This is a genomic window from Microbacterium sp. NPDC055683, from assembly GCF_053617895.1.
Genome location: NZ_JBSHGQ010000029.1, coordinates 1 through 20,474 on the forward strand (window position 1 = coordinate 1; position 20,474 = coordinate 20,474).

Genomic DNA, 20,474 nt, shown 5'->3' on the forward strand with positions numbered 1-20,474 from the left:
CCCGGTCACATTCCGAACCCGGAAGCTAAGCCTCTCAGCGCCGATGGTACTGCAAGGGGGACCTTGTGGGAGAGTAGGACACCGCCGGACTTAACGTAACCGAAAGGGCCATCCGACGACGGATGGCCCTTTCGTGCTTTCACCGGCCATCCCGGCCCACCCACACCACCGCCCAGGTCGCACAAACCGCCCCCACCGGCCCCGCAACGGCCGGGAACTGCGACCCGGGCGAGAACGATGACCGTCCAGGTCGCGGTAACCGCCCCCACCGGGCCTGGAGTGGACGCGGACTGCGACCCGGGCGAGAACGATGACCGTCCAGGTCGCGGTAACCGCCCCCACCGGGCCTGGAGTGGACGCGAACTGCGACCCGGGCGGGAACCGTACCGGTGCGGGCGCCGGCTTCTGGCGAGCGTGCGGGACGTCGGCACCGCCCTCGGCGAGCTCCGCCGGCGCTCGCCGGCACCGTCATCGGCGGCTCAGCCGAGCAGGGCGTGTGCGACGGCGAAGATGGCGAGGCCCGCGAGGGCGCCCACGACGGTGCCGTTGAGGCGGATGTACTGCAGGTCGCGGCCGACGAGCAGCTCGATCTTCTCCGTCGTCTCGTCCGCGTCCCACCGCTCCACGGTGTCGGTGATGATCGACGCGATGTCGTGGCGGTAGCGCTCCACCAGGAAGCCCGCCGCGTCGACCACCCAGCCGTCCACGCGTCGCTGTACCGCCGTGTCGGTCGACAGCCGTCCGCCGAGGTCGACGAGTGCCTCCCGGAGTCGCGTGCGGAGCGGGCTTTCCGCATCGCCGAGCGACGTGATGAGACCTGCCTTCGCCGTCTCCCATGCGCTCCCGGCGAGCTCGCGCATCCGCGGGCTGTCGAATACGGCGATCTTCGCGCCCTCGAGCTTCGCGCGCGTCTCCGAATCGTGCTGCAGGTTGTCGGCGAGCCGGGCCAGGTAGCCGTCGATCGCACGCCGCGCCGGATGGGCGGGATCGGCACGGACCGCGTGCGCGAACGCCAGCGCCTCGTTGTAGAGCGCGCCGTCGATGAGGCGGTGGGCGACGGAGGGCACCCAGGACGGGAGCCGCTTCGAGACGAGGCCCGCGAACGCGTCCTTGTTGCCCGTGAGCCATGTCGTCACGCTGTCGGCCGCGAGGTCGACAGCGGCGTGATGTGCTCCCGTCTCCACGATCCGCTCCAGCCAGACCCCCGCAGGCGTCCCCCACTCCGGCTCGACGAGGTGCTCGCGGGCGAGCGAGGCGACGAGGTCCTGCACGTCGTCGTCGCTGAGGGCGCGGAGGACGCCCTGACCCATTGCGGCTCCCTCGGAGGCGACGCGCTCCGCGTGCGCGGGCTGCGCGAGCCATCCGCCGAGCCGTGCGGAGATCCGCGCGGAGGCGAGCTTCTCGCGCACGACGGGACCGGACAGGAAGTTCGTCTCGACGAACTCCCCGAGGGACCGCCCGATCTCGTCCTTGCGGGTCGGGATGATCGCCGTGTGCGGGATGGGCAGCCCCATCGGGCGACGGAACAGCGCGGTCACGGCGAACCAGTCGGCGAGCGCTCCGACCATCCCGCCCTCACCTGCGGCGCGGAGGTATGCGAGAGCGGGCACGCTCTCCTGGAACGCGAACCCGACGCCGAAGAGGATGGCCATGAACGCGAGCGCCCCCGCGGCGACGGCCTTCATGCGCGTGAGCGCGCGACGGCGTTCGCGGTCGGCGGGAGAGAGCAGGTCGTCCGGTGTGCGCGGCATGGCACGATCCTCGCACGGCCGCAGGAGGGGCGTCGGACGGCCGGGGTACGCTGGCGACGTGATCGAAGACATCCAGAAGCGCGCCCTCCACCGCACGCGCATCCTCGAGGGGCAGCTGCGCGGGCTCGGCCGGATGATCGAGAACGAGGACTACTGCATGGACATCATCACGCAGTCGCGCGCCATCCAGCGGTCGCTCGAATCGCTCAACCGGCTGCTGCTGGAGAACCACCTGCGCACGCACGTCACGCACATGTTCGAGAGCGGGGGCGACGATCGCGAGCAGGCCGTGGGCGAGCTGCTGCGCGCCTTCGACTTCGACGGGAAGTGACGCGGGCTTCCGGCGTCCTGCCTGACCGGGGGATGGCCGTCGTCGTCACGACGCGCTGAGCGAGCGTCAGCGGCGCGAGGTCTCTGCCGTCACGGCTGCGTCTGGACGGGTTCGGTGTCGGGCAGCGGCGACGCGTCGCGATGCCGCAGGTCGGGAAACGCGCGGACGAAGACCACGGCGACCACGACGCCGACGAGGGCGAACGCGAGCGCCGTCGTCAGCGCGCCGCGAGGCCCCGAGCCGTCGATCATGAACCCGGCGATCGCCGAGCCCAGGGCGGCGCCGATGAGCTGCCCCGTGCCGATCCAGCCGTACGCCTCCGCCGTCTCGCTGAACTTCACGCTCGCCGACGTGATGGCGAACGACATGGCGAGCGCGGGGGCGATGCCGAGGCCCGCGATGACGAGGGAGCCGCCCATCCACCACGCGTCGAGCGACACGAGGGTGAGCGCGATGCCGACGGCGACGATGGCGTAGCGGCGCGCCATCGACCACGGCGCCATGGGGCGGTGGCCGAAGGCCAGGCCTCCCGCGAAGCTGCCCACCGCGAAGACCGCCAGCACGAAGCCCGACTCGACGGCGCCCTCGCCGAACGATGCGACGACGCCGGCCTCGACGGCCGAGCAGGCGCCGATGAGGAGGAAGCCGAGCACGGTCGTGAGCACGACGGTGGGCTTCAGGAGCACGCGGCCGAACGACCGCCGGCTGCGCGGGATCCGCACGCGGCCGAGCTCGGGGGAGAGGATGAACCACGCTCCGCCCGCGAGCGTGAAGCCGACGATCATGACGAGCCCCACGACCGTCGACACCTGCGTCGAGACGAACGTGATGAGCACGGGCCCGGCGATCCAGATCACCTCCTGCAGCGACGCGTCGAGCGAGTAGAGCGCGGTCAGCTGCGAGGAGGGGACGAGCTTGGGGTAGATGGTGCGGACGGCCGACTGCACGGGAGGCGACGCGAGACCGGCGACGAGCCCGAGCAGGATGGTCACGGCGAGGGGAGCCGTGACGAGCGCGAGGGCGGCGATGGCGGAGGCGGTCACGGCGGTCGTGAGCACGAGGACCCTCCGCATGCCCCAGCGGCCCATCCACCGGCTCGTCACGGGGCCGGCGACGGCCTGGCCGATCGAGACGGCCGCGAGCACGGTGCCTGCGGCGCCGTAGGAGTGGTGGGTGTGCTCGACATGCAGCAGGAGCGCGAGGGCGATCATCCCGCCGGGGAACCGGGCGGCCAGCTGTGCGGCGATGATGCGGCCCACGCCGCGGGTGCGCAGCAGCTCTCGATATCCGGACACGCTTCTCACGGTATCCCGCCGCAGGGGCGTCTGCGCGATGCTGCGCGCCCTGATCGCGACACGCCGGGGCCGCGCCGGCTCGGCCATCCGGATGTCGGTGGTGCGGTCTACGTTCGCCCCTGTGGAGAAGTCCTGGGAGGTCGGTGGCGATCCGCGTGATTCGGGCATTCGCGGGGACCGTCCGGCGTTGCATACCTGTGGAGGGAGCGGTGGAGAGGCCTGTGGGGAGCGGTGGAAAATCACACGGATGTAACTACTATCCCTAGTGGTGCCCCCGAAGGTCGGCACCCATATGTAGTATTGAGAGCCCGGCGGGGGTTGCCGGCTCGAACACGATCTGAGGGGAACAGAATGGCGATCACGGTCTACACCAAGCCGTCGTGCGTGCAGTGCAACGCGACCTACCGCGCACTCGATGCGAAGGGCATCGAGTACCAGGTCACCGACCTCTCGCAGGACGCCGACGCGCTCGAGCAGGTCAAGGCGCTCGGATACCTGCAGGCCCCCGTCGTCGTGACGGACGAGGACCACTGGTCGGGCTTCCGCCCCGACAAGATCGACGAGCTCGCCGCGCGTCTCGTCTGAGCCGTGCGCGCGGGAGTGACACCATGACCGCGACGCTCACGGCCACCGAGACGCCTCTGCTCGTCTACTTCTCGAGCACGTCGGGCAACACGGCGCGTTTCATCGAGAAGCTCGAGCGGCGCTCGGGCATCCGCTCGGTGCGCATCCCCTTGCACAGGGGGGATGCGCCGCTGGCAGTCGACGAGCCCTACGTGCTCGTCACCCCCACGTACGGCGGGGGACAGGGGCGCGGCGAGGAGAAGGGCGCCGTGCCCAAGCAGGTCATCCGATTCCTCAACGACGAGCGAAACCGGAAGAACATCCGCGGCGTCATCGCCGCGGGGAACACGAACTTCGGCGAGGCGTTCTGCCTCGCCGGAGACATCATCAGCCGCAAGTGCCGCGTGCCGCACTTGTATCGGGTAGAGGTCTTCGGCACGCCAGAGGACGTCGAGCGGGTCGGCGACGGATTGGAACGATGGTGGAAGCGGCAGCACTGACCGAAGAGATCGACTTCAAGCAGAACGTCAAGTTCGATGGCATGGACTACCACGCCCTGAACGCGATGCTCAACCTCTACGACGCGGACGGGCGCATCCAGTTCGACGCCGACAAGCGCGCAGCGCGGGAGTACTTCCTGCAGCACGTGAACCAGAACACGGTGTTCTTCCACTCGCTCAAGGAGCGCCTGGACTACCTCGTGGAGAAGGAGTACTACGAGGGCGCCGTCATCGAGCGCTACGACTTCTCGTTCATCGAGAAGCTCAACGCCTTCGCGTACGGCAAGAAGTTCCGCTTCGAGACGTTCCTCGGCGCGTTCAAGTACTACACGAGCTACACGCTGAAGACGTTCGACGGCAAGCGCTACCTCGAGCGGTTCGAGGACCGCGTCGTCATGACGGCGCTCGCGCTCGCCGACGGCGACGAGGAGCTCGCGTGGAAGCTCGTCGACGAGATCATCTCCGGACGCTTCCAGCCGGCGACCCCCACCTTCCTCAACGCCGGCAAGGCGCAGCGCGGCGAGCTCGTCAGCTGCTTCCTCCTGCGCATCGAGGACAACATGGAGTCGATCTCGCGCGGCATCAACTCCTCGCTGCAGCTGTCCAAGCGCGGCGGCGGCGTCGCCCTGCTGCTGTCGAACATCCGCGAGGCGGGCGCGCCGATCAAGCAGATCGAGAACCAGTCGAGCGGCATCATCCCCGTCATGAAGCTGCTCGAGGACTCGTTCAGCTACGCCAACCAGCTCGGCGCGCGCCAGGGCGCCGGCGCGGTGTACCTGTCGGCGCACCACCCCGACATCATGAAGTTCCTCGACACCAAGCGCGAGAACGCCGACGAGAAGATCCGCATCAAGACGCTGTCGCTCGGCGTCGTCGTGCCCGACATCACGTTCGAGCTCGCGCGCAACGACGAGGACATGTACCTCTTCTCGCCCTACGACGTCGAGCGCGTCTACGGCGTGCCGTTCGGCGACATCTCGGTGTCGGAGAAGTACCGCGAGATGGTCGACGACCCGCGCATCAAGAAGACGAAGATCAACGCGCGCAAGTTCTTCCAGACGCTCGCCGAGATCCAGTTCGAGTCGGGCTACCCGTACATCATGTTCGAGGACACGGTGAACCGGGCGAACCCCATCAAGGGCCGGATCAACATGTCGAACCTGTGCAGCGAGATCCTGCAGGTGAACACGCCGACGACGCTCAACGAGGACCTCTCGTACGACCAGATCGGCAAGGACATCTCCTGCAACCTCGGGTCGCTCAACATCGCGCTCGCGATGGACTCGCCCGACTTCGGCCAGACCGTGGAGACCTCCATCCGCGCCCTCACGGCGGTGAGCGACCAGAGCCACATCCGCTCGGTCCGCTCCGTCGAGGACGGTAACGACCGCTCGCACGCGATCGGCCTGGGGCAGATGAACCTGCACGGCTACCTCGCCCGCGAGCGCGTGTACTACGGCTCGGAGGAGGGCCTCGACTTCACGAACATCTACTTCTACACGGTGCTGTTCCACGCTCTGCGCGCGTCGAACAACATCGCGAAGGAGCGCGGTCAGACGTTCGACGGCTTCGAGGACTCGACGTACGCGTCGGGCGCGTTCTTCGACAAGTACATCGACCAGGCGTGGGTGCCGCAGACGGAGAAGGTGGCCGAGCTCTTCGCGGGCCACCACATCCCGACGCAGGAGGACTGGATCCAGCTGAAGGCGTCCATCCAGAAGCACGGCATCTACAACCAGAACCTGCAGGCCGTGCCGCCGACGGGGTCGATCTCGTACATCAACAACTCGACGTCGTCGATCCACCCGATCGCGTCGAAGATCGAGATCCGCAAGGAGGGCAAGCTCGGGCGCGTGTACTACCCGGCGCCCTTCATGACGAACGACAACCTGGACTACTACCAGGACGCGTACGAGATCGGCTACGAGAAGGTCATCGACACGTACGCCGCCGCGACGCAGCACGTCGACCAGGGCCTGTCGCTCACGCTGTTCTTCAAGGACACGGCGACCACGCGCGACATCAACAAGGCCCAGATCTACGCCTGGCGCAAGGGCATCAAGACGATCTACTACATCCGTCTCCGCCAGATGGCGCTCGAGGGCACCGAGCTCGACATGTGCGTCAGCTGCACGCTGTGACGCGGGAAGAAGAGGAACGAAGAGGATGACCGAGAAGCTCCAGCTTCTGGATCACGTCCAGGCGATCAACTGGAACCGGATCGAGGACGACAAGGACGTGGAGGTGTGGAACCGCCTCACGGGCAACTTCTGGCTGCCCGAGAAGGTGCCGCTCTCGAACGACATCCAGTCGTGGAACACGCTCACGCAGGAGGAGCAGCTGCTCACGATGCGCGTGTTCACGGGCCTCACGCTGCTCGACACGGTGCAGGCGACGGTGGGCGCCGTCTCGCTCATCCCCGACGCGGTGACGCCGCACGAGGAGGCCGTCTACACGAACATCGCGTTCATGGAGTCGGTGCACGCGAAGAGCTACTCCTCGATCTTCTCGACGCTCGCGTCGACGCAGGAGATCGACGAGGCCTTCCGCTGGTCGGTCGAGAACCCGAACCTGCAGAAGAAGGCGCAGATCGTCATGGAGTACTACCGTGGCGACTCGCCGCTCAAGCGAAAGGTCGCCTCGACTCTGCTCGAGAGCTTCCTCTTCTACTCGGGCTTCTACCTGCCCATGCACTGGTCGAGCCGCGCGAAGCTCACCAACACGGCCGACCTCATCCGCCTCATCATCCGCGACGAGGCCGTGCACGGCTACTACATCGGCTACAAGTTCCAGAAGGGGCTCGAGAAGGTCAGCGAGGCCGAGCAGGCCGAGCTCAAGGACTACACCTTCTCGCTGCTGTACGAGCTCTACGACAACGAGGTGCAGTACACGCAGGATCTCTACGACTCCGTCGGCCTCACCGAGGACGTCAAGAAGTTCCTGCACTACAACGCCAACAAGGCGCTCATGAACCTCGGCTACGAGGCGATGTTCCCGTCGACCGTGACCGACGTGAACCCCGCCATCCTGTCGGCGCTCTCGCCGAACGCCGACGAGAACCACGACTTCTTCTCGGGGTCGGGCTCGTCGTACGTCATCGGAAAGGCCGTCGCGACCGAGGACGACGACTGGGACTTCTGAGAAGCCCCGGTCGGGGACAGGTTTCCTGACGGACGAAGGCCCCCGGTCGGCCGCTCATCTCGAGCAGCCGACCGGGGGCCTCGTTCGTGCGCGGCCAGGCGCGCCGAGCGACACGGCGCGGTGCAAAGGAATCATGGCTGAGATCGGGCAGACCTTCTTGGACTGGCCGGAAGGGCTGCGCTTCCTGACCCCGTCGTTCACGGGAAACGGCTTCGGCTCGACGAACCTCAACGCCGTTCACCCCGAAACCTCGCCGGCGTTCAGCCTCGGCGTGGACTATCCGGATGGTGCGCGGTACGCGAAGTACCTGCGGAGCGTGGTCGCGCACTTCCGCGTCCCGGTACTCGAGGGGACAGAGGTGAAGGGGTGGCGGTGACGGGGGATGGTTTCGAGACCGTCTCCTCGCGTGGTCCCGTGCACGCTCGGTCGCTCGTGTGGGCGGGGTGAGAGTTCCATGAGCCCGTACGACCGCGCCTCTCCGGCGTCGGCATGGCGCGCCTCGCTCGCGAGCCGGAGGCGTGGCTGCCGCGCTCCGGCCGGCTCGTCATCGTTAGAGGGTACGAGTCGGGCATCGACATCGCCTGCCATCTTGTCGAGCGCGGATCCGGCGCGTCGATCGAATCGTCATCCTCCTCGTTGCGGGGATCGTCTGCACGATCTCCGCAGGGAACATCCCGACCGTCCTCGGCGCACCCCTGCTGCTCGCGGCCGTGCTGGGTGTCGTGTTCGTGTTCTTCCTCGCGATGTTCGTGATCAGCGAGTGGGCCGCGTCGCTCCTCCGCCTCGACGCCCGTTGTCGCACGCTTCTGGCCATGACGACGTCCGCTCGAATGCACCCCTGATGATCGCCCTCGTCGCGACCACTCTGCCTGATCATCCGCTCGTGCAGGCGGTGATCATCGTCGGCATGCTCGTGAAGTTCCCGCGCCTCACGGCGCTCACGCACATCCCGCGGCGTCGGGCGGCGCCGACGCGGCCGTCGCATGCCCGCATGCCGATCCCGCGGTGAGTGCTCGGCCCCGTTCCACGCCCTAGGATCTCCGCAGGAGGCCACGCATGGGAATGTTCACGAAGAAGGGCGATGCCGCGGTCCTCGCGAAGCTCGCCGAGGCGCCGGCGCCGTATCGCGAGATCGGCGAACGGGTGCACGCGATCATCCGCGAGAACGCGCCGTCGCTCGAGCCCCTGCTGCGCTGGGGCATCCCGTTCTACACGCGCGACGGCGAGGACGTCTGCTACATCAAGAGCGGCAAGGGCTTCCTCGTGTTCGGATTCGGTGAGGAGATCAACCCCGCATTCGACGCGGGAGCGACGATGCATCCGGTCGTGTGGAGCGTGACGTCGCTCGATATGGAGACCGAGGCCCGCATCGCCGAGCTCGTCCGCCGAGCGGTCGCCTGAGGTCGAGTCGCCGTCAGCGAGCGTCCGCGCCCCCGGAACGTCGCGCATCGATGAACTCGGCGAAGCCGGATGGCCCGATCCCGCCCTCCGCGAAGAAGTCGGCGACGAAGCCCGCCGCCTCGGTCCTCACCTGCTCGGGCGTCATCGCCGGGCCGGAGACGGTGAAGCCGTAGGTCCCTTCCGCCGGGCCGTTGAGCCACGTGAGGTCGATCGTCTGCCGGCCGTGCTCGTCCGCGCGCGAATGGACGCGGAAGATCTCGCGCCGACGCGCATGACCGTGCCGCCCGTCATCGCGAGGTGAGCACCGACAGGACGTTGCCTGCCGGGTCGGTGAACCAGGCGATGTCGGGCCCGCGACCCGGCCCGCCGCGCACGATGCCCTTCGCGTCGGCCCCGAGGTCGGGATCGGCGTAGATGGTCGTCACGACGCCGCGGGCGTTGAGCTCGTCGACGGCCGCGTCGATGTCGTCGACGGGGAAGTTGAGGATGGTGAAGCTCGCTGGCGTGTGATCGGGCTTCTCGTAGACGAGGATGGATCCACCCTGCGGCAGCCGGATGTCCAGAAAGCCCATCGCGTCGACAGCGACCTCCATGCCGAGCGTCTCGGCGTAGAAGGTGCGCGCGGCCTCGATCGAGTCGACGCTGAAGCCGCTGAAGACGTGGTCGGTGCGGAAAGCGCTCATGCGTCCAGAGTGCTCCGATCGGCAGGTCATGTCGAGAGCACGACCGTGCGTGCACGCGTCGCGATGCGAGCCGACATGTCGATATGCTGTGGCTCTCCCTGCCCCTCTCCCACAGGAACGTCGATGCGCCGCGCCGCGCCCTCACCCTGCTGCTGTCCGTCCTCCTCGCGATCGGAGCCGCCGCCATCCCCGCCGGTGCGGCCACTGCCGCTGCGAAGCCCGACCCGTCGACGAGCCAGCCGGTCTACCGGTTCTGGAGCTCGGAGTTCGACAACGCGCACTTCTACACCGTCAACCGCTCGGAGGCGCAGAACCTCCACTCCGGCGACCCGAACTGGGCGTACGAGGGCCAGGACTTCCGGGTCTGGCCGGTCGGAGCGAACGGATGTCCTGCCGGCACGGTCGGCGTGCACCGGTTCTGGTCGTCCGCGTTCGAGTCGCACTTCTTCACGACGAGCTCGTCGGAGGCCGCGAAGGTGCGCCAGACCGACAAGAACTGGTCGTACGAGGGAACCGCGTTCTGCACCGCGGCGAGCAACACCTCGGGCACCGTTCCCGTCCACCGCTTCTGGAGCGCCACCTTCAAGAAGCACTTCTACACGGCGAACGCGGCGGAGGCCCAGCAGCTGCGCACCTCCGACCGCAACTGGACCTACGAGGGCATCGCGCTGTACGCGCCGTCGTCGGGGGCCGCTGCTCCGGAGCTCACGGGACCGGCCGCGCCGAAGCCCTCCCCCTCCCAGCCCGCTCCGGCGAAGCCGCAGCCCGCACCCGCTCAGCCGGCGCCCAGCGGTCCCGTCGCTCCCGTGCCCGGCACCTGGAACTGCCCGTCGGGCTACCCCGTCAAGGGCAACCACTCCAGCTCCGGCGACTGGATCTACCACGTGCCCGGCGGCCAGTACTACAACGCCACCAACCCGGAGGAGTGCTTCGCGACCCCGCACGACGCCGAGAAGGCGGGGTACCGCGCCTCGAAGCGGTAGTCCTCCTGCGCCCAACTCATCCTGGTATATGGGTGTCACCGGGGCTTTCTGCGCTGTCTGTCCTCGTTCGTCGCGTTAGATGGTGACAAGCCGGTGCCGCCGAGAGGGCATCGCACCGGCGGACGGGTCGTTCGAGCGGCTCGAGTCTGCTGGGGAGGGGCCGGGCGCTCGAACGGCCCGGAGGACGGTCCGACGTCGATCGATGTCGGACAGCTGGGGGCGGTCATGGGGATCACCGATCTCGAGGGAATCTCGGTGCAGAAGCAGCTGCTGGGGGAGCAGGTGTTCCGCAGGCTGGGAGAGGCGATCATCGACGGCACGCTCCCTGCCGGCCAGCGCGTGCGCGATGTGGAGCTCGCCGCCGAGATGCACGTGTCGCGGATGCCCGTGCGCGAAGCGCTGCAGCGCCTCGAGCGCATCGGGATGGTCGAGATGCTGCCGAGCCGCTCGACGCGCGTCACGGAGGTGACGGAGGAGGACGTCCGCGCCTCGCGCGAGCATGCCGGATACCAGGCGGGAATCGTCGCGCACATGGCGGTCCCGCGGCTCGGCGACGCGGAACGGGCCGCGGCCATCCGGATGGTCGATGCGGTCGTCGACGCGCTCGATGCTCCGGCGGCGGCGTCGGCACGGCGGCGCGAGCTGTTCTCGTTCCTCTCGGGCATGTCGGGCAACCGGCTGCATCACGCGCACCTCGCCGAGATGGAGCTGGCGCTCGAGCGCAATCTGCAGCACCTCGTGCCCGACGAAGGCGAAGCGGCCGCGCAGCTCGAGCTCTACGCCGCGCTGCGGGAGGCGATCGCCGCAGGCGACGGCGATGCGGCGGAGCGGATCGTCCGATCCCTCCACGGCATCGAGTGCGGCTGAGGGGACTCAGCGCCTCACGAGGAAGACGTCGACCTCGTCTTCGCTGTCGAGGGCGAAGCCGTGCCGCTCGTACAGCCGGCGGGCCGGGCTGCCCTGCAGCACGTTGAGGCGGTGGATGCCGCCTCCGGAGAGCACATGCGCGAGGACCCCCGCCCCGATGCCGCGGCCCTGAAGGTGAGGCACGAGGTAGAAGTGCTCGATCCAGGTCCCGTCGTCCGCGGTTCGGACCGCGATCGATCCGGCGTCCTCGCCGTCGACCACGATGATGCGGGTGAGCGCCGGGGCGTACGCGGAGCGGAACCGCTCGCGCACGCGGACCGGGTCGTACCGTCCGAGGCGCTCGAGGTCGTCCCGCAGGACGTCGGCACGGAGCTCTGCGAGCCATGCGGCGTCGGAGTCGAGCGCGGGGCGCAGCGTCCAGTCCATCCGTCCAGGCTATCCCGCGTCGCCCGGACCCTTGCTCGCAGCACTGGTCTCGACGCCGAGGGGTAGTCCCGGCGCGAATGGCCCGGCGCGAAGAGGGCGGGCGCGCGGGCACCGGCGCGAGTCGATGTCGCCGGCGACGTAGGCTGGACGGGTGCTCGTGGGTGTGATCAGGCGGAACGACGTCGGGGAGATCGGCGCGGAGGCGCAGACGCAGGAGGATGTGCGCGCGGCGCTCGAGGCTCAGGTGCCTGAGGGGTACATCCTCACCGACGCGACCGTGTCGATGGCGAAGCGCTCGACGTCGATCAGCGCCGCAGGCCGGTACCGGAGCACGGAGATCGCGGAGATCGAGGCCGACGACATGGCCGCCCTCGAGGCGAAGGTCCCCGAGGGATGGGGGCTCATGTCGGTGCGCGCCGTGTGAGCCCTACGCGAGCAGGTGCTCGAAGAGGATCTGCACGCCGATCCCGATGAGCACGACGCCGCCGACGATCTCGGCGGGACGGCGCCAGCGGGTGCCGATGCGGTGCCCGACGAGCACCGCGACGAACGACAGCGCGAAGGTGATGACGCCGATCGCGAGCACGGCCGACCATACCGCGACGTCGAGGAATGCGAACGACAGCCCCACGGCGAGGGCGTCGATGCTCGTCGCGATCGCGAGCACCGCGACCTCCCGCTTGGAGAGATGTGCGGGCGCCTCGCCCTCGGCATCGTCGGGCTGGAACGCCTCCCACAGCATCTTGCCGCCGATGAACCCGAGCAGGGCGAAGGCGATCCAGTGGTCGAAGGGGGCGATGGCCTCCGCGAAGGCGCTGCCGAGCAGCCATCCGATGAGCGGCATGACCGCCTGGGCGACGCCGAACGCCGTGGCGATGACGAGCGCGCCCACGAGTACGCGCGACCGCAGCTGCAGCCCCTTGCCGAGGGCGACGGCGAACGCGTCGGCCGACACCCCGATCGCGAGCGGGATCAGCGTCCAGGGGGTCATGCGGGCTCTCCTCCTCGGCCGACGGACGAGGGTCGGCACCTCGTCGCGCACCGAAGGGCAACGCTTTCCCTCCGCTCGTTCCAGCCTGGCCGACGCGTCGAGCCGCGACCAAGCCGAGAGCGCGATTGACAGCATTTCGGGGCGCCGAACGTCGGCGGCCGAACCGCCGCGGGACGCCGGAAGGCCGCCCCTCACGGGACGGCCTTCCGGGGCGGGCTCAACCGATCGGCACGGAGCCGACGAGGATGCCGACGCCGAGCATGACGAGAGACACGACCGTCGCGCGCCACAGCACCTTCTTGTGGTGGTCGCCGAGGTTGACGTTCGCGAGCGAGACGAGCAGCAGGATGGCCGGGACGAGCGGGCTCTGCAGGTGCACGGGCTGCCCGATGATCGACGCGCGCGCCATCTCGGCGGCCGAGATGCCGTAGGTCGACGCGCTCTCGGCGAGGATCGGCAGGATGCCGTAGTAGAAGGCGTCGTTCGACATGAAGAACGTCATGGGGATCGACAGCAGACCGGTGATGACGGCGAAGAACGGGCCGAGCGCGGGCGGCACGATGTCGACGACCCAGTCGGCCATCGCCGTGACCATGCCCGTGCCATCCAGCACCCCGACCAGGACGCCCGCCGCGAGGACCATCGACACGACGCCGACGATGCTCGGTGCGTGCGCGACGATCTCGGCGCTCTGCTCCTTCAGCTTGGGGAAGTTCAGGACGAGCGCGACGCCCGTGCCGATCATGAAGACGAAGGCGAGCGGCATGACGTCGAGCACGAGCAGCACCATGACCGCGAGCGTGAGCACGAGGTTCGCCCAGATGAGCTTCGGGCGGAGCGTGGCGCGGTCGGGGCTCAGCATCGTGTCGGCCATGGCGGTGTCGCGCTCGTCCTCGCCGAGGAGCGCCGGAGCGCGCAGTCCCGAGCCCTTCACCGTGAGGACGTTCGTCGTGCCGAGCGTGGCGCGCGCGCCGGGGTTGCCGACACCCGAGCGGAGCTTCGGGACGCGCATCCCGAAGCGGCCGGGGCGCGTCGTGCCGTCCTGCTCCCACAGCTCGTCGGCGCCTGTCAGGCTCAGTCGGCCCAGGCGCTTCCGCTCCGACAGGCCGAGCATCCACGACAGCCCCAGCGCGACGACGAGGCCGACGGCGAGCGAGGGGATCATCGGGACGAACACGTCGGTCGGCTGCAGACCCAGCGCGGTCGCCGCGCGCACGGTCGGTCCTCCCCACGGCACGATGTTCAGCGTGCCGTTCATGAGACCCGCGACGCACGTGAGGACGACGGGGCTCATCCCGAGGCGCAGGTAGAGCGGGAGCATGGCCGACGTCGTGATGATGAACGTCGTGGAGCCGTCGCCGTCGAGGGACACGGCACCCGCGAGCAGCGCGGTGCCGAGCACGACCTTGGCGGGATCGTCGCCGAGCGCGCGCGTGATGAATCGGATGAGCGGGTCGAACAGGCCGACGTCGATCATGATGCCGAAGTACATGATCGCGAACATGAGCAGCGCGGCGGTCGGGGCCATGTCGCCGATGGCCGAGATGACCATGTCGCCGATGCCGAGGCCCGCACCCGCGAACAGCCCGAAGATCGTCGGCACGAGGATGAGCGCCACCATGGGCGTGAGGCGCTTGGTCATGATGAGCACCATGAACGCGAGGATCATGGTGAATCCGAGGATCACGAGCATGTGACGTCCTTGTCGTCGAGCCGGTCCGCGTCGTCGCGATCGGCGGGAGAGCGTACCCGGGTGACGCTACGGTGCGACGCCGCTCCCGCGGACGATGCGCGCATTGTGCGGGCATCTGCGCGTTGAGCGGGTTGTGCGCATTCTGCTCGACCCCGACGGCGGGGATACTCGACGTATGCGGTTCACGACGAGGGTGTTCGCGATGCAGGTCGCGGCGGCCGCGGTCGTGATCGCCGTGTGCATCTCGGCGTTCGCCGTGCTCGGCATCGGGCAGCTGCGCGACGAGGCGGAGTCGACGGCGCTCGCCGTGGCGCGCACCGTCGCGAGCGACCCGCAGGTGCGGGCGGATGTCGCCGCCTCCGCGGGCGAGGAGGCGCTCGACGCCGATGCCCTGGCGGATGGCCCGCTGCAGGCGTATGCGGCGGGGATCGTCGCGCGCACGGACACGCTGTTCGTCGTCATCGCGAACGACCTGGGCCTGCGTCTCGCCCATCCCGACCCCGCGCTCCTCGGCGAGCGCGTGAGCACCGACTTCGCCCGCGTCATCGCGGGGGAGGAGGTCATCGCCTGGGAGCGGGGGACGCTCGGCGAGTCGGTCCGCGCCAAGGTGCCCGTGCTCTCACCGGATGGCGATGCCGTCGTCGGCGAGGTGAGCGTCGGGATCGCGCCGTCGCGCGTCTTCGCCGACGCGCCGCTGCTCGTCGGCGTCTTCGTCGTCATCGCGCTCGTCGCGCTCGGCATCGCCGCGCTCGTGTCCTTCCTCATCCGCCGTCGTCTCGAGCGGCTCACGCGCGGGGTCCAGCCGGAGGAGCTGGGCGGACTGCTGCAGAGCAGGGCGGCCATCCTCGAGGGCGTGCACGACGGCGTGCTGGCCGTCTCGGACGACGGCCTCGTGCGCGCCGTGAACGACGCCGCGGGCCTGCCGGAGGTCGTCGGCCGCCGGCTCGACGAGCTCGAGCTGCCGCCACGGCTCCGCGCGGCTCTCGACCAGGCGCTCGGAGGGGAGCCGCTCGTGCACGCCGAGCTCGTGCTCGCCGACCGCGTCGTCTACGTGGAGGTGCGTCGGGTGCACCACGGCCCGCGATCGCTCGGCGTCGTCGCCGTCCTCCGCGACCGCACCGACGTCGTCGCCCTCGCGGAGCGGCTCGACGCCGTGCGGGCGGCGACCAACGCGCTCCGCGCGCAGCGGCACGAGTTCGCCAACCGCATGCATGCCGTGCGCGGCATGATCGCGGCGGGCAGGGTCGACGAGGCCCAGGATCTGCTCGCGGAGTTCTCCGAACGCGGAGCCATCCCCGAGGAGGCGGGCATCGAGGTCGACGAGCCGTTCCTGCGCTCGTTCCTCGCAGCGAAGCGCATCGAGGCGCGCGAGCGGGGCGTCGACCTGCGGATCGGGGAGGACACCTTCGTCGTGGGGATCGTGGCCGAGGCCGAGGATGTCGCCGCCGTGCTCGGCAACCTCGTGGACAACGCCGTCACGGCGGCGTCCGCGGGAGAGGAGCCGCGGTGGGTCGAGGTGTCGCTCCTGGATGCGGGAGACGAGCTCGCGCTCACCGTGACCGACTCGGGGCCCGGGGTCGACGAGCCGGAGTCGGTGTTCGAGAAAGCGCGTCAGGCGGAGGATGATGCGACCGAGCGCGTGCACGGACGCGGGATCGGTCTGCCGCTCGCGCGGCGCTTCACGCGCCGACGCGGCGGCGAGCTCTGGCTGGCGGAGCCGCGCGGGGAGGGGCACGGCGCGGTGTTCGCGGCGCGGCTTCCCGGCGTCATGAGGGAGAGGGAGACATGACCGGCATCCGGGTGCTCATCGTCGACGACGATTTCCGCGTGAGCGGCATCCACCGCGACCTCGTCGACGCCCGCCCGGGCTTCACGGCGCTGCCGCCCGTGCGCGATGCGGCGTCCGCGCGCATCGCCATCCGCGATCTCGGGCCCGACCTGCTGCTCCTCGACGTGTATCTCCCCGACGGCGACGGCATCGAGATCGGCCGCGAGGCGGGCATCGACCGCTTCGTGCTGAGCGCGGCCGACGACGTGCCGACCGTGCGGCGTGCGCTCGCGTCCGGGGCGCTGCACTACCTCGTCAAGCCGTTCGATCCGCGGGCACTGCAGGATCGACTCGACCGATATCTGCGCTACCGCAATCTGCTCGCGTCGGGGAGCGTCACGCAGGAGACGATCGACCGGGCGGTCGGCGTCCTCCATGGCGGCGCCGCGCCCGCGCCCGCTCGGGCGGGAACGCAGCAGCTCCTCCTCGATGCGCTCGCGGAGGGGGAGGCCTCCAGCGTCGAGCTCGCGGCGCGGACGGGGGTCTCGCGGGCGACGGCGCAGCGCCATCTCGCCGAGCTCGCCGCCCGCGGCGCGGTCGAGGTCTCGCTTCAGTACGGCACGGCAGGGCGCCCCGAGCACCGCTACCGGGTGGTGTGACGGGGCGCGGTCTCCTCCGGGCCGTGGTGCGGGCCCTTCGCGCTCCGGCGCGGTTCTCAGGCGCCGAGGACACCGAGCATTTATCGAAAGAATCTTCGATAAATGTGTTGACAGCGGGATGCCTCCACGGTAATTTTGTTCTATGGAGCCGTCTCCCTCGTTCACCTCTCTCGCTGACGGGCTGCGTGTCGCGGTCGCGGGGCTGGACGTGGCGGGTGCCGCCGCGGGGGAGCTTGCGCGGCTGGCCGAGACGCTGGGGGAGGTGCGGCGTCTGGCGGATGCGGCGCTGGTGCCGGTGGCGGCGGAGATCTCCCGGCAGTCGCGTCGTGAGCTCGGGAAGGACTCCTTCGCGCGGAAGCAGGGGTTCACGGGCGCGGTGGCGTTGCTGAGCGCGGTCACCGGGATGGCCTCGGCGGAGGCGTCGCGGCTGATCCGGGTCGGTGAGGCGACCGCGCCTCGTGCGAACCTGATCGGGGAGACGCTGCCGTCGACGCATCCGCATGTGGCGGACGCTGTCCGGGATGGCCGGTTGAGTGCCGCCTCTGCCGGCCTCGTCGTCGCGATGCTGGACCGTGTGGCCGTGCGGGCGGGGGATGCGGCGTGTCTGTCGATGGAGGAGATCCTCGTCGCCCGGATCCCGGGTCTCACCGGCGACGAGGTGCGCCGGCTTCTTCTGGATGTCGAGGAGCATCTCGATCCGGATGGGGCGGAGCCGCGGGAGGAGGGGCGTCGGGATGCGCGGATGCTGTCGTTCCGGACCGGACGCGACGGGATGGTGACGGTCACGGGCCGCCTCGACCCCGAGACGGCGGCGCCGGTCGTGGCGGCGATCGACCGGATCGTCACACGGAACATGCGCCGCAACGAGCACGAGCCCGATGAGGCGATGCGTGACCGGCGCACACCGGGGCAGATGCGGGCGGATATCCTCGCCGACCTGGCCCGTCACACCCTCGGCTGTGACCGGGTCCCGACGCGTCCGATCGCGACGATGGTCGTGAGGATGGGCCTGGACGACCTCACCGCCGCGCTCGACACCCACGACAGCACGACGGACAGGGCAGGGCAGGCGGGTGTCGCGTTCCGCACGCCGAGAGGCGGAGCAGGCGCGAGGAGCGACGGCGGGGCGGGCGCCGTGGTCCGGGTCGATGGGATCGAGCAGCCCCTCACCGCAGGAGCGATCCGGCGGATGGCCGCGGATGCGGAGATCATCCCGGTCGTCCTCGGAGGGAATAGCGAGATCCTCGACCTCGGACGCGCGAGGCGCCTGTTCACGCCCGCGCAGAAACTCGCCATCGCCGAACGTGATCAGGGGTGCGCGTTCTGCGGCGCCCCACCCTCCCACACTGTCGTGCACCACATCCGATGGTGGTCGAGAGGTGGCGGCACCGATCTCGACAACGCGATCCTGCTCTGCACTGCCTGCCACCACCGGGTCCACGGCGACGGATGGGACATCCACCTCGAAGGCACCGGCCGTGACGCCATCCCCTGGTTCACCCCACCAGCCTGGCTCGACCACACCAGAACACCCCGCCGCGGCGGACCCACCCGCTACCACCTCGCCGCCTGAGCGTGGGCGCGGGCGCGGGTCCCGGTCTCAGGCGGTGGCGATCTCCGACGGTTCCAGGCGGTGGCGATCCCCGACGGTGCCGCTGTGCCGGTCTCCCGCCGCCCGCGTCAGTCGATGCCGAGCTCGCGGCGCAGGCGTGCGACGTGGCCCGTCGCCTTGACGTTGTACAGCGCCTTCTCGACGACGCCGTCCTCGTCGAGCACGAACGTCGACCGGATGACGCCCTCGACGATGCGTCCGTAGCTGTTCTTCTCACCCCACGTGCCGTACGCCTCGTGCACGGCGTGGTCGGGGTCGCTCAGCAGCGTGAACGTCAGACCGTCGCGCTCACGGAACCGGCGCAGCTTCTCCGGCTCGTCGCGCGAGATGCCGATCACGGTGTAGCCGGCGCCCTCGAGCGAACCCAGGCTGTCGCGGAAGTCGCACGCCTGCTTCGCGCAGCCGACGGTGAGCGCCTCGGGATAGAAGTAGACCACGACCCGACGCCCGCGCAGGTCGGCGAGCGAAACGCGCTCGCCATCCTGATCGGCGAGGGTGAAGTCGGGGGCTGCGGTACCGGGTTCGAGGCGCGTCGTCATAGGCCATCCACCCTACCGGCGGCCGTCGGGAGACGGCCGCCGGCGGGCCTCATGCGGCGACGGCCAACGGCGCCCGCCGCCCGAGCGCGGCCCCGAGCAGCACCGTGCGCATCGCGCGCTCGGCGCCGTCCGTCACGAACTCGGCGCCCCGCGCGAACGCCTCCGGAAGGGCGACGGGCGATGGCAGCACGCACTGGATGGCGTCGATCCCCGCCCCGTACACCGCTTCGGCGTGCACGCCGATCGTGCCGGCGAGCGCGAGCACGGGCTTGCCGTGCCGCTTCGCGCGCACGGCGACCTCGGCGGGGATCTTGCCGTGGGGCGTCTGCACGTCGATCGACCCCTCCGCCGTGATGACGAGGTCGGCCCCGGCGATCTCGCCATCGAGGTCGACCGACTCGAGCATCACCTCGAATCGCGGAACGAGCGTCGCGCCGATCGCGGCCAGCCCGGCGCCGAGGCCGCCCGACGCCCCCGTGCCCGGCGCCCGTCGCAGATCGACTGATCCTCCCGCGACATCGCGTTCGAGGGTGCGCGCCCAGCGCTTCAGCCACTTCGCCATCCGCTCGACCTGGCGCGGGCTCGCACCCTTCTGCGGCCCGAACACCCGCGCCACCCCCGCCGGCCCCGTCAGGACGTTCGTCGGATTGCACGCCACGACGATCTCGGTCTCGGCGAGTCGCGGATCGAGCTGCGCCGTGTCGATGCGGGCGAGCCGGGAGAGGCCTCGCGCGCCGTCGGGGATGTCGCGCCCCTCGGCATCCAGCAGACGGGCGCCGAGAGCGGAGAGGGCCCCGGCTCCGCCGTCGGAGGTGCCGGAATCGCCGCACCCGACGAGGATGCGGCGGCATCCGCGGTCGAGGGCGGCACGGATGAGCTCGCCGACGCCGCGCGTCGTCGTGCGCGTCGGATCGCGGTGGTCGCGCGGGACGAGGCTCAGCCCCGCGGCCGCCGCCATCTCGACGACCGCCGTCGCCCCGCCGTCGACGATGCCGAAGCGGCTGGCGACGGGAGCGCCGACGGGCCCGGTGACCTCGCGCTCGACGAGCTCGCCGCCGAGCGCCGCGACAAGCGCGGCCGCGGTGCCCTCCCCGCCGTCGACGAGCGGGAGGCAGCGGATGCGGGCATCGGGGACGACGCGCCGGACGCCGACGGCGATGGCATCGGCGACCTCGTCGGAGCCGAGTGACTCCTTGAAGCCGCTGGGCGCGATGAGGACGGTGAGGGGTGCGGACATGACGGCTCCTTCTTCGGAACGGATGGGAGGGGG

At 69.9% G+C, this 20,474-nt stretch carries 23 protein-coding genes and 1 rRNA gene; 15 read left to right on the forward strand and 9 right to left on the reverse strand.

The window, feature by feature from the left end; all coding sequences use genetic code 11:
- A 5S ribosomal RNA gene (rrf, locus tag ACWGPF_RS11710) occupies positions 1–90 on the forward strand; the annotation flags it as partial.
- Between the two features lie 389 nt (positions 91–479).
- Here rrf and ACWGPF_RS11715 read toward each other — a convergent pair.
- Entirely contained in the window at positions 480–1,751 is a 1,272-nt protein-coding gene (locus ACWGPF_RS11715; RefSeq protein WP_452332994.1) for a DUF445 domain-containing protein, read from the reverse strand.
- 58 nt (positions 1,752–1,809) lie between these two features.
- Here ACWGPF_RS11715 and ACWGPF_RS11720 point away from each other — a divergent pair, with 58 nt between their 5' ends.
- Positions 1,810–2,082 carry a metal-sensitive transcriptional regulator gene (locus ACWGPF_RS11720; protein ID WP_345441593.1) on the forward strand — a complete coding sequence of 91 codons (273 nt, stop codon included), beginning with the start codon at positions 1,810–1,812 and terminating at the stop codon, positions 2,080–2,082.
- An 89-nt stretch (positions 2,083–2,171) separates the two neighbouring features.
- Here the strand turns inward: ACWGPF_RS11720 and ACWGPF_RS11725 are convergent, their stop codons facing one another.
- Positions 2,172–3,377, reverse strand: coding sequence for an MFS transporter (locus ACWGPF_RS11725; RefSeq protein WP_345441596.1), 1,206 nt, complete (start codon positions 3,375–3,377; stop codon positions 2,172–2,174).
- 351 nt (positions 3,378–3,728) lie between these two features.
- On the opposite strand from ACWGPF_RS11725, the gene nrdH reads away from it, so the two are divergent.
- The 7 genes from nrdH (at position 3,729) to ACWGPF_RS11760 (ending at position 8,983) form a co-directional block, all read left to right on the forward strand.
- Positions 3,729–3,962 (forward strand): glutaredoxin-like protein NrdH, encoded by a 234-nt coding sequence (gene nrdH, locus ACWGPF_RS11730; protein ID WP_156243149.1) that lies wholly within the window; start codon positions 3,729–3,731, stop codon positions 3,960–3,962.
- A gap of 23 nt (positions 3,963–3,985) precedes the next feature.
- Positions 3,986–4,441, forward strand: a complete 456-nt coding sequence (gene nrdI / locus ACWGPF_RS11735) for a class Ib ribonucleoside-diphosphate reductase assembly flavoprotein NrdI (RefSeq protein WP_345441598.1) — start codon at positions 3,986–3,988, stop codon at positions 4,439–4,441.
- Positions 4,420–6,582, forward strand: coding sequence for a class 1b ribonucleoside-diphosphate reductase subunit alpha (gene nrdE, locus ACWGPF_RS11740; RefSeq protein WP_452332995.1), 2,163 nt, complete (start codon positions 4,420–4,422; stop codon positions 6,580–6,582). The genes nrdI and nrdE overlap by 22 nt, the downstream gene beginning before the upstream one ends.
- A gap of 25 nt (positions 6,583–6,607) precedes the next feature.
- Positions 6,608–7,582, forward strand: coding sequence for a class 1b ribonucleoside-diphosphate reductase subunit beta (gene nrdF, locus ACWGPF_RS11745; RefSeq protein ID WP_345441603.1), 975 nt, complete (start codon positions 6,608–6,610; stop codon positions 7,580–7,582).
- A 133-nt stretch (positions 7,583–7,715) separates the two neighbouring features.
- The gene (locus ACWGPF_RS11750; protein ID WP_452332996.1) at positions 7,716–7,958 is read left to right on the forward strand and encodes an NAD(P)-binding domain-containing protein; all 243 of its coding nucleotides are present in this window, start codon (positions 7,716–7,718) and stop codon (positions 7,956–7,958) included.
- Between the two features lie 465 nt (positions 7,959–8,423).
- Positions 8,424–8,591, forward strand: coding sequence for a hypothetical protein (locus ACWGPF_RS11755; RefSeq protein ID WP_452332997.1), 168 nt, complete (start codon positions 8,424–8,426; stop codon positions 8,589–8,591).
- A gap of 47 nt (positions 8,592–8,638) precedes the next feature.
- Positions 8,639–8,983, forward strand: a complete 345-nt coding sequence (locus ACWGPF_RS11760) for a DUF1801 domain-containing protein (protein WP_452332998.1) — start codon at positions 8,639–8,641, stop codon at positions 8,981–8,983.
- 13 nt (positions 8,984–8,996) lie between these two features.
- On the opposite strand, the gene ACWGPF_RS11765 is transcribed toward ACWGPF_RS11760, so the two are convergent.
- Both ACWGPF_RS11765 and ACWGPF_RS11770 read right to left on the reverse strand, forming a co-directional pair.
- The gene (locus tag ACWGPF_RS11765; RefSeq protein WP_452332999.1) at positions 8,997–9,128 is read right to left on the reverse strand and encodes a hypothetical protein; all 132 of its coding nucleotides are present in this window, start codon (positions 9,126–9,128) and stop codon (positions 8,997–8,999) included.
- 142 nt (positions 9,129–9,270) lie between these two features.
- Positions 9,271–9,666: a VOC family protein gene (locus ACWGPF_RS11770; RefSeq protein ID WP_452333000.1), complete on the reverse strand. Its 396-nt coding sequence runs from the start codon at positions 9,664–9,666 to the stop codon at positions 9,271–9,273.
- 83 nt (positions 9,667–9,749) lie between these two features.
- Here ACWGPF_RS11770 and ACWGPF_RS11775 point away from each other — a divergent pair, with 83 nt between their 5' ends.
- Both ACWGPF_RS11775 and ACWGPF_RS11780 read left to right on the forward strand, forming a co-directional pair.
- Positions 9,750–10,649, forward strand: a complete 900-nt coding sequence (locus ACWGPF_RS11775) for a sunset domain-containing protein (protein WP_452333001.1) — start codon at positions 9,750–9,752, stop codon at positions 10,647–10,649.
- A 225-nt stretch (positions 10,650–10,874) separates the two neighbouring features.
- Complete coding sequence (locus ACWGPF_RS11780) at positions 10,875–11,516, forward strand: GntR family transcriptional regulator (RefSeq protein ID WP_452333002.1); 642 nt, start codon at positions 10,875–10,877, stop codon at positions 11,514–11,516.
- A gap of 6 nt (positions 11,517–11,522) precedes the next feature.
- Here ACWGPF_RS11780 and ACWGPF_RS11785 read toward each other — a convergent pair whose 3' ends face one another.
- Positions 11,523–11,942, reverse strand: a complete 420-nt coding sequence (locus ACWGPF_RS11785; protein WP_452333003.1) for an N-acetyltransferase family protein — start codon at positions 11,940–11,942, stop codon at positions 11,523–11,525.
- A gap of 151 nt (positions 11,943–12,093) precedes the next feature.
- Between ACWGPF_RS11785 and ACWGPF_RS11790 the strand changes: the two genes are divergently transcribed.
- Positions 12,094–12,366 carry a hypothetical protein gene (locus ACWGPF_RS11790; protein ID WP_452333004.1) on the forward strand — a complete coding sequence of 91 codons (273 nt, stop codon included), beginning with the start codon at positions 12,094–12,096 and terminating at the stop codon, positions 12,364–12,366.
- A gap of 3 nt (positions 12,367–12,369) precedes the next feature.
- Here ACWGPF_RS11790 and ACWGPF_RS11795 read toward each other — a convergent pair whose 3' ends face one another.
- The gene (locus ACWGPF_RS11795) at positions 12,370–12,933 is read right to left on the reverse strand and encodes a manganese efflux pump MntP (RefSeq protein ID WP_452333005.1); all 564 of its coding nucleotides are present in this window, start codon (positions 12,931–12,933) and stop codon (positions 12,370–12,372) included.
- 217 nt (positions 12,934–13,150) lie between these two features.
- Positions 13,151–14,626, reverse strand: a complete 1,476-nt coding sequence (locus ACWGPF_RS11800; RefSeq protein WP_452333006.1) for a CitMHS family transporter — start codon at positions 14,624–14,626, stop codon at positions 13,151–13,153.
- A 175-nt stretch (positions 14,627–14,801) separates the two neighbouring features.
- On the opposite strand from ACWGPF_RS11800, the gene ACWGPF_RS11805 reads away from it, so the two are divergent.
- The 3 genes from ACWGPF_RS11805 (at position 14,802) to ACWGPF_RS11815 (ending at position 18,626) form a co-directional block, all read left to right on the forward strand.
- Entirely contained in the window at positions 14,802–16,415 is a 1,614-nt protein-coding gene (locus tag ACWGPF_RS11805) for an ATP-binding protein (RefSeq protein WP_452333007.1), read from the forward strand.
- Complete coding sequence (locus ACWGPF_RS11810) at positions 16,412–17,053, forward strand: response regulator (RefSeq protein ID WP_452333008.1); 642 nt, start codon at positions 16,412–16,414, stop codon at positions 17,051–17,053. Before ACWGPF_RS11805 ends, ACWGPF_RS11810 begins: the two co-directional genes overlap by 4 nt.
- 142 nt (positions 17,054–17,195) lie before the next feature.
- The gene (locus tag ACWGPF_RS11815; RefSeq protein ID WP_452333009.1) at positions 17,196–18,626 is read left to right on the forward strand and encodes a DUF222 domain-containing protein; all 1,431 of its coding nucleotides are present in this window, start codon (positions 17,196–17,198) and stop codon (positions 18,624–18,626) included.
- A gap of 107 nt (positions 18,627–18,733) precedes the next feature.
- Here ACWGPF_RS11815 and bcp read toward each other — a convergent pair whose 3' ends face one another.
- Positions 18,734–19,204 carry a thioredoxin-dependent thiol peroxidase gene (gene bcp, locus ACWGPF_RS11820; RefSeq protein WP_452333010.1) on the reverse strand — a complete coding sequence of 157 codons (471 nt, stop codon included), beginning with the start codon at positions 19,202–19,204 and terminating at the stop codon, positions 18,734–18,736.
- 49 nt (positions 19,205–19,253) lie between these two features.
- Entirely contained in the window at positions 19,254–20,441 is a 1,188-nt protein-coding gene (locus ACWGPF_RS11825; RefSeq protein ID WP_452333011.1) for a glycerate kinase family protein, read from the reverse strand.
- Positions 20,442–20,474 lie beyond the last annotated feature (33 nt).

Excerpts from the sequence above, each read along its gene's own strand:
- ACWGPF_RS11805 (WP_452333007.1), top strand. The coding sequence starts at position 14,802 with ATGCGGTTCACGACGAGGGTGTTCGCGATGCAGGTCGCGGCGGCCGCG.
- ACWGPF_RS11750 (WP_452332996.1), top strand. The coding sequence starts at position 7,716 with ATGGCTGAGATCGGGCAGACCTTCTTGGACTGGCCGGAAGGGCTGCGC.
- ACWGPF_RS11780 (WP_452333002.1), top strand. The coding sequence starts at position 10,875 with ATGGGGATCACCGATCTCGAGGGAATCTCGGTGCAGAAGCAGCTGCTG.
- ACWGPF_RS11800 (WP_452333006.1), bottom strand. The coding sequence starts at position 14,626 with ATGCTCGTGATCCTCGGATTCACCATGATCCTCGCGTTCATGGTGCTC.
- ACWGPF_RS11760 (WP_452332998.1), top strand. The coding sequence starts at position 8,639 with ATGGGAATGTTCACGAAGAAGGGCGATGCCGCGGTCCTCGCGAAGCTC.
- ACWGPF_RS11715 (WP_452332994.1), bottom strand. The coding sequence starts at position 1,751 with ATGCCGCGCACACCGGACGACCTGCTCTCTCCCGCCGACCGCGAACGC.
- ACWGPF_RS11810 (WP_452333008.1), top strand. The coding sequence starts at position 16,412 with ATGACCGGCATCCGGGTGCTCATCGTCGACGACGATTTCCGCGTGAGC.
- ACWGPF_RS11815 (WP_452333009.1), top strand. The coding sequence starts at position 17,196 with ATGGAGCCGTCTCCCTCGTTCACCTCTCTCGCTGACGGGCTGCGTGTC.
- nrdE (WP_452332995.1), top strand. The coding sequence starts at position 4,420 with ATGGTGGAAGCGGCAGCACTGACCGAAGAGATCGACTTCAAGCAGAAC.
- ACWGPF_RS11785 (WP_452333003.1), bottom strand. The coding sequence starts at position 11,942 with ATGGACTGGACGCTGCGCCCCGCGCTCGACTCCGACGCCGCATGGCTC.
- nrdF (WP_345441603.1), top strand. The coding sequence starts at position 6,608 with ATGACCGAGAAGCTCCAGCTTCTGGATCACGTCCAGGCGATCAACTGG.
- ACWGPF_RS11775 (WP_452333001.1), top strand. The coding sequence starts at position 9,750 with ATGCTGTGGCTCTCCCTGCCCCTCTCCCACAGGAACGTCGATGCGCCG.
- bcp (WP_452333010.1), bottom strand. The coding sequence starts at position 19,204 with ATGACGACGCGCCTCGAACCCGGTACCGCAGCCCCCGACTTCACCCTC.
- ACWGPF_RS11755 (WP_452332997.1), top strand. The coding sequence starts at position 8,424 with ATGATCGCCCTCGTCGCGACCACTCTGCCTGATCATCCGCTCGTGCAG.
- ACWGPF_RS11795 (WP_452333005.1), bottom strand. The coding sequence starts at position 12,933 with ATGACCCCCTGGACGCTGATCCCGCTCGCGATCGGGGTGTCGGCCGAC.
- nrdH (WP_156243149.1), top strand. The coding sequence starts at position 3,729 with ATGGCGATCACGGTCTACACCAAGCCGTCGTGCGTGCAGTGCAACGCG.
- ACWGPF_RS11825 (WP_452333011.1), bottom strand. The coding sequence starts at position 20,441 with ATGTCCGCACCCCTCACCGTCCTCATCGCGCCCAGCGGCTTCAAGGAG.
- ACWGPF_RS11765 (WP_452332999.1), bottom strand. The coding sequence starts at position 9,128 with ATGACGCCCGAGCAGGTGAGGACCGAGGCGGCGGGCTTCGTCGCCGAC.
- nrdI (WP_345441598.1), top strand. The coding sequence starts at position 3,986 with ATGACCGCGACGCTCACGGCCACCGAGACGCCTCTGCTCGTCTACTTC.
- ACWGPF_RS11770 (WP_452333000.1), bottom strand. The coding sequence starts at position 9,666 with ATGAGCGCTTTCCGCACCGACCACGTCTTCAGCGGCTTCAGCGTCGAC.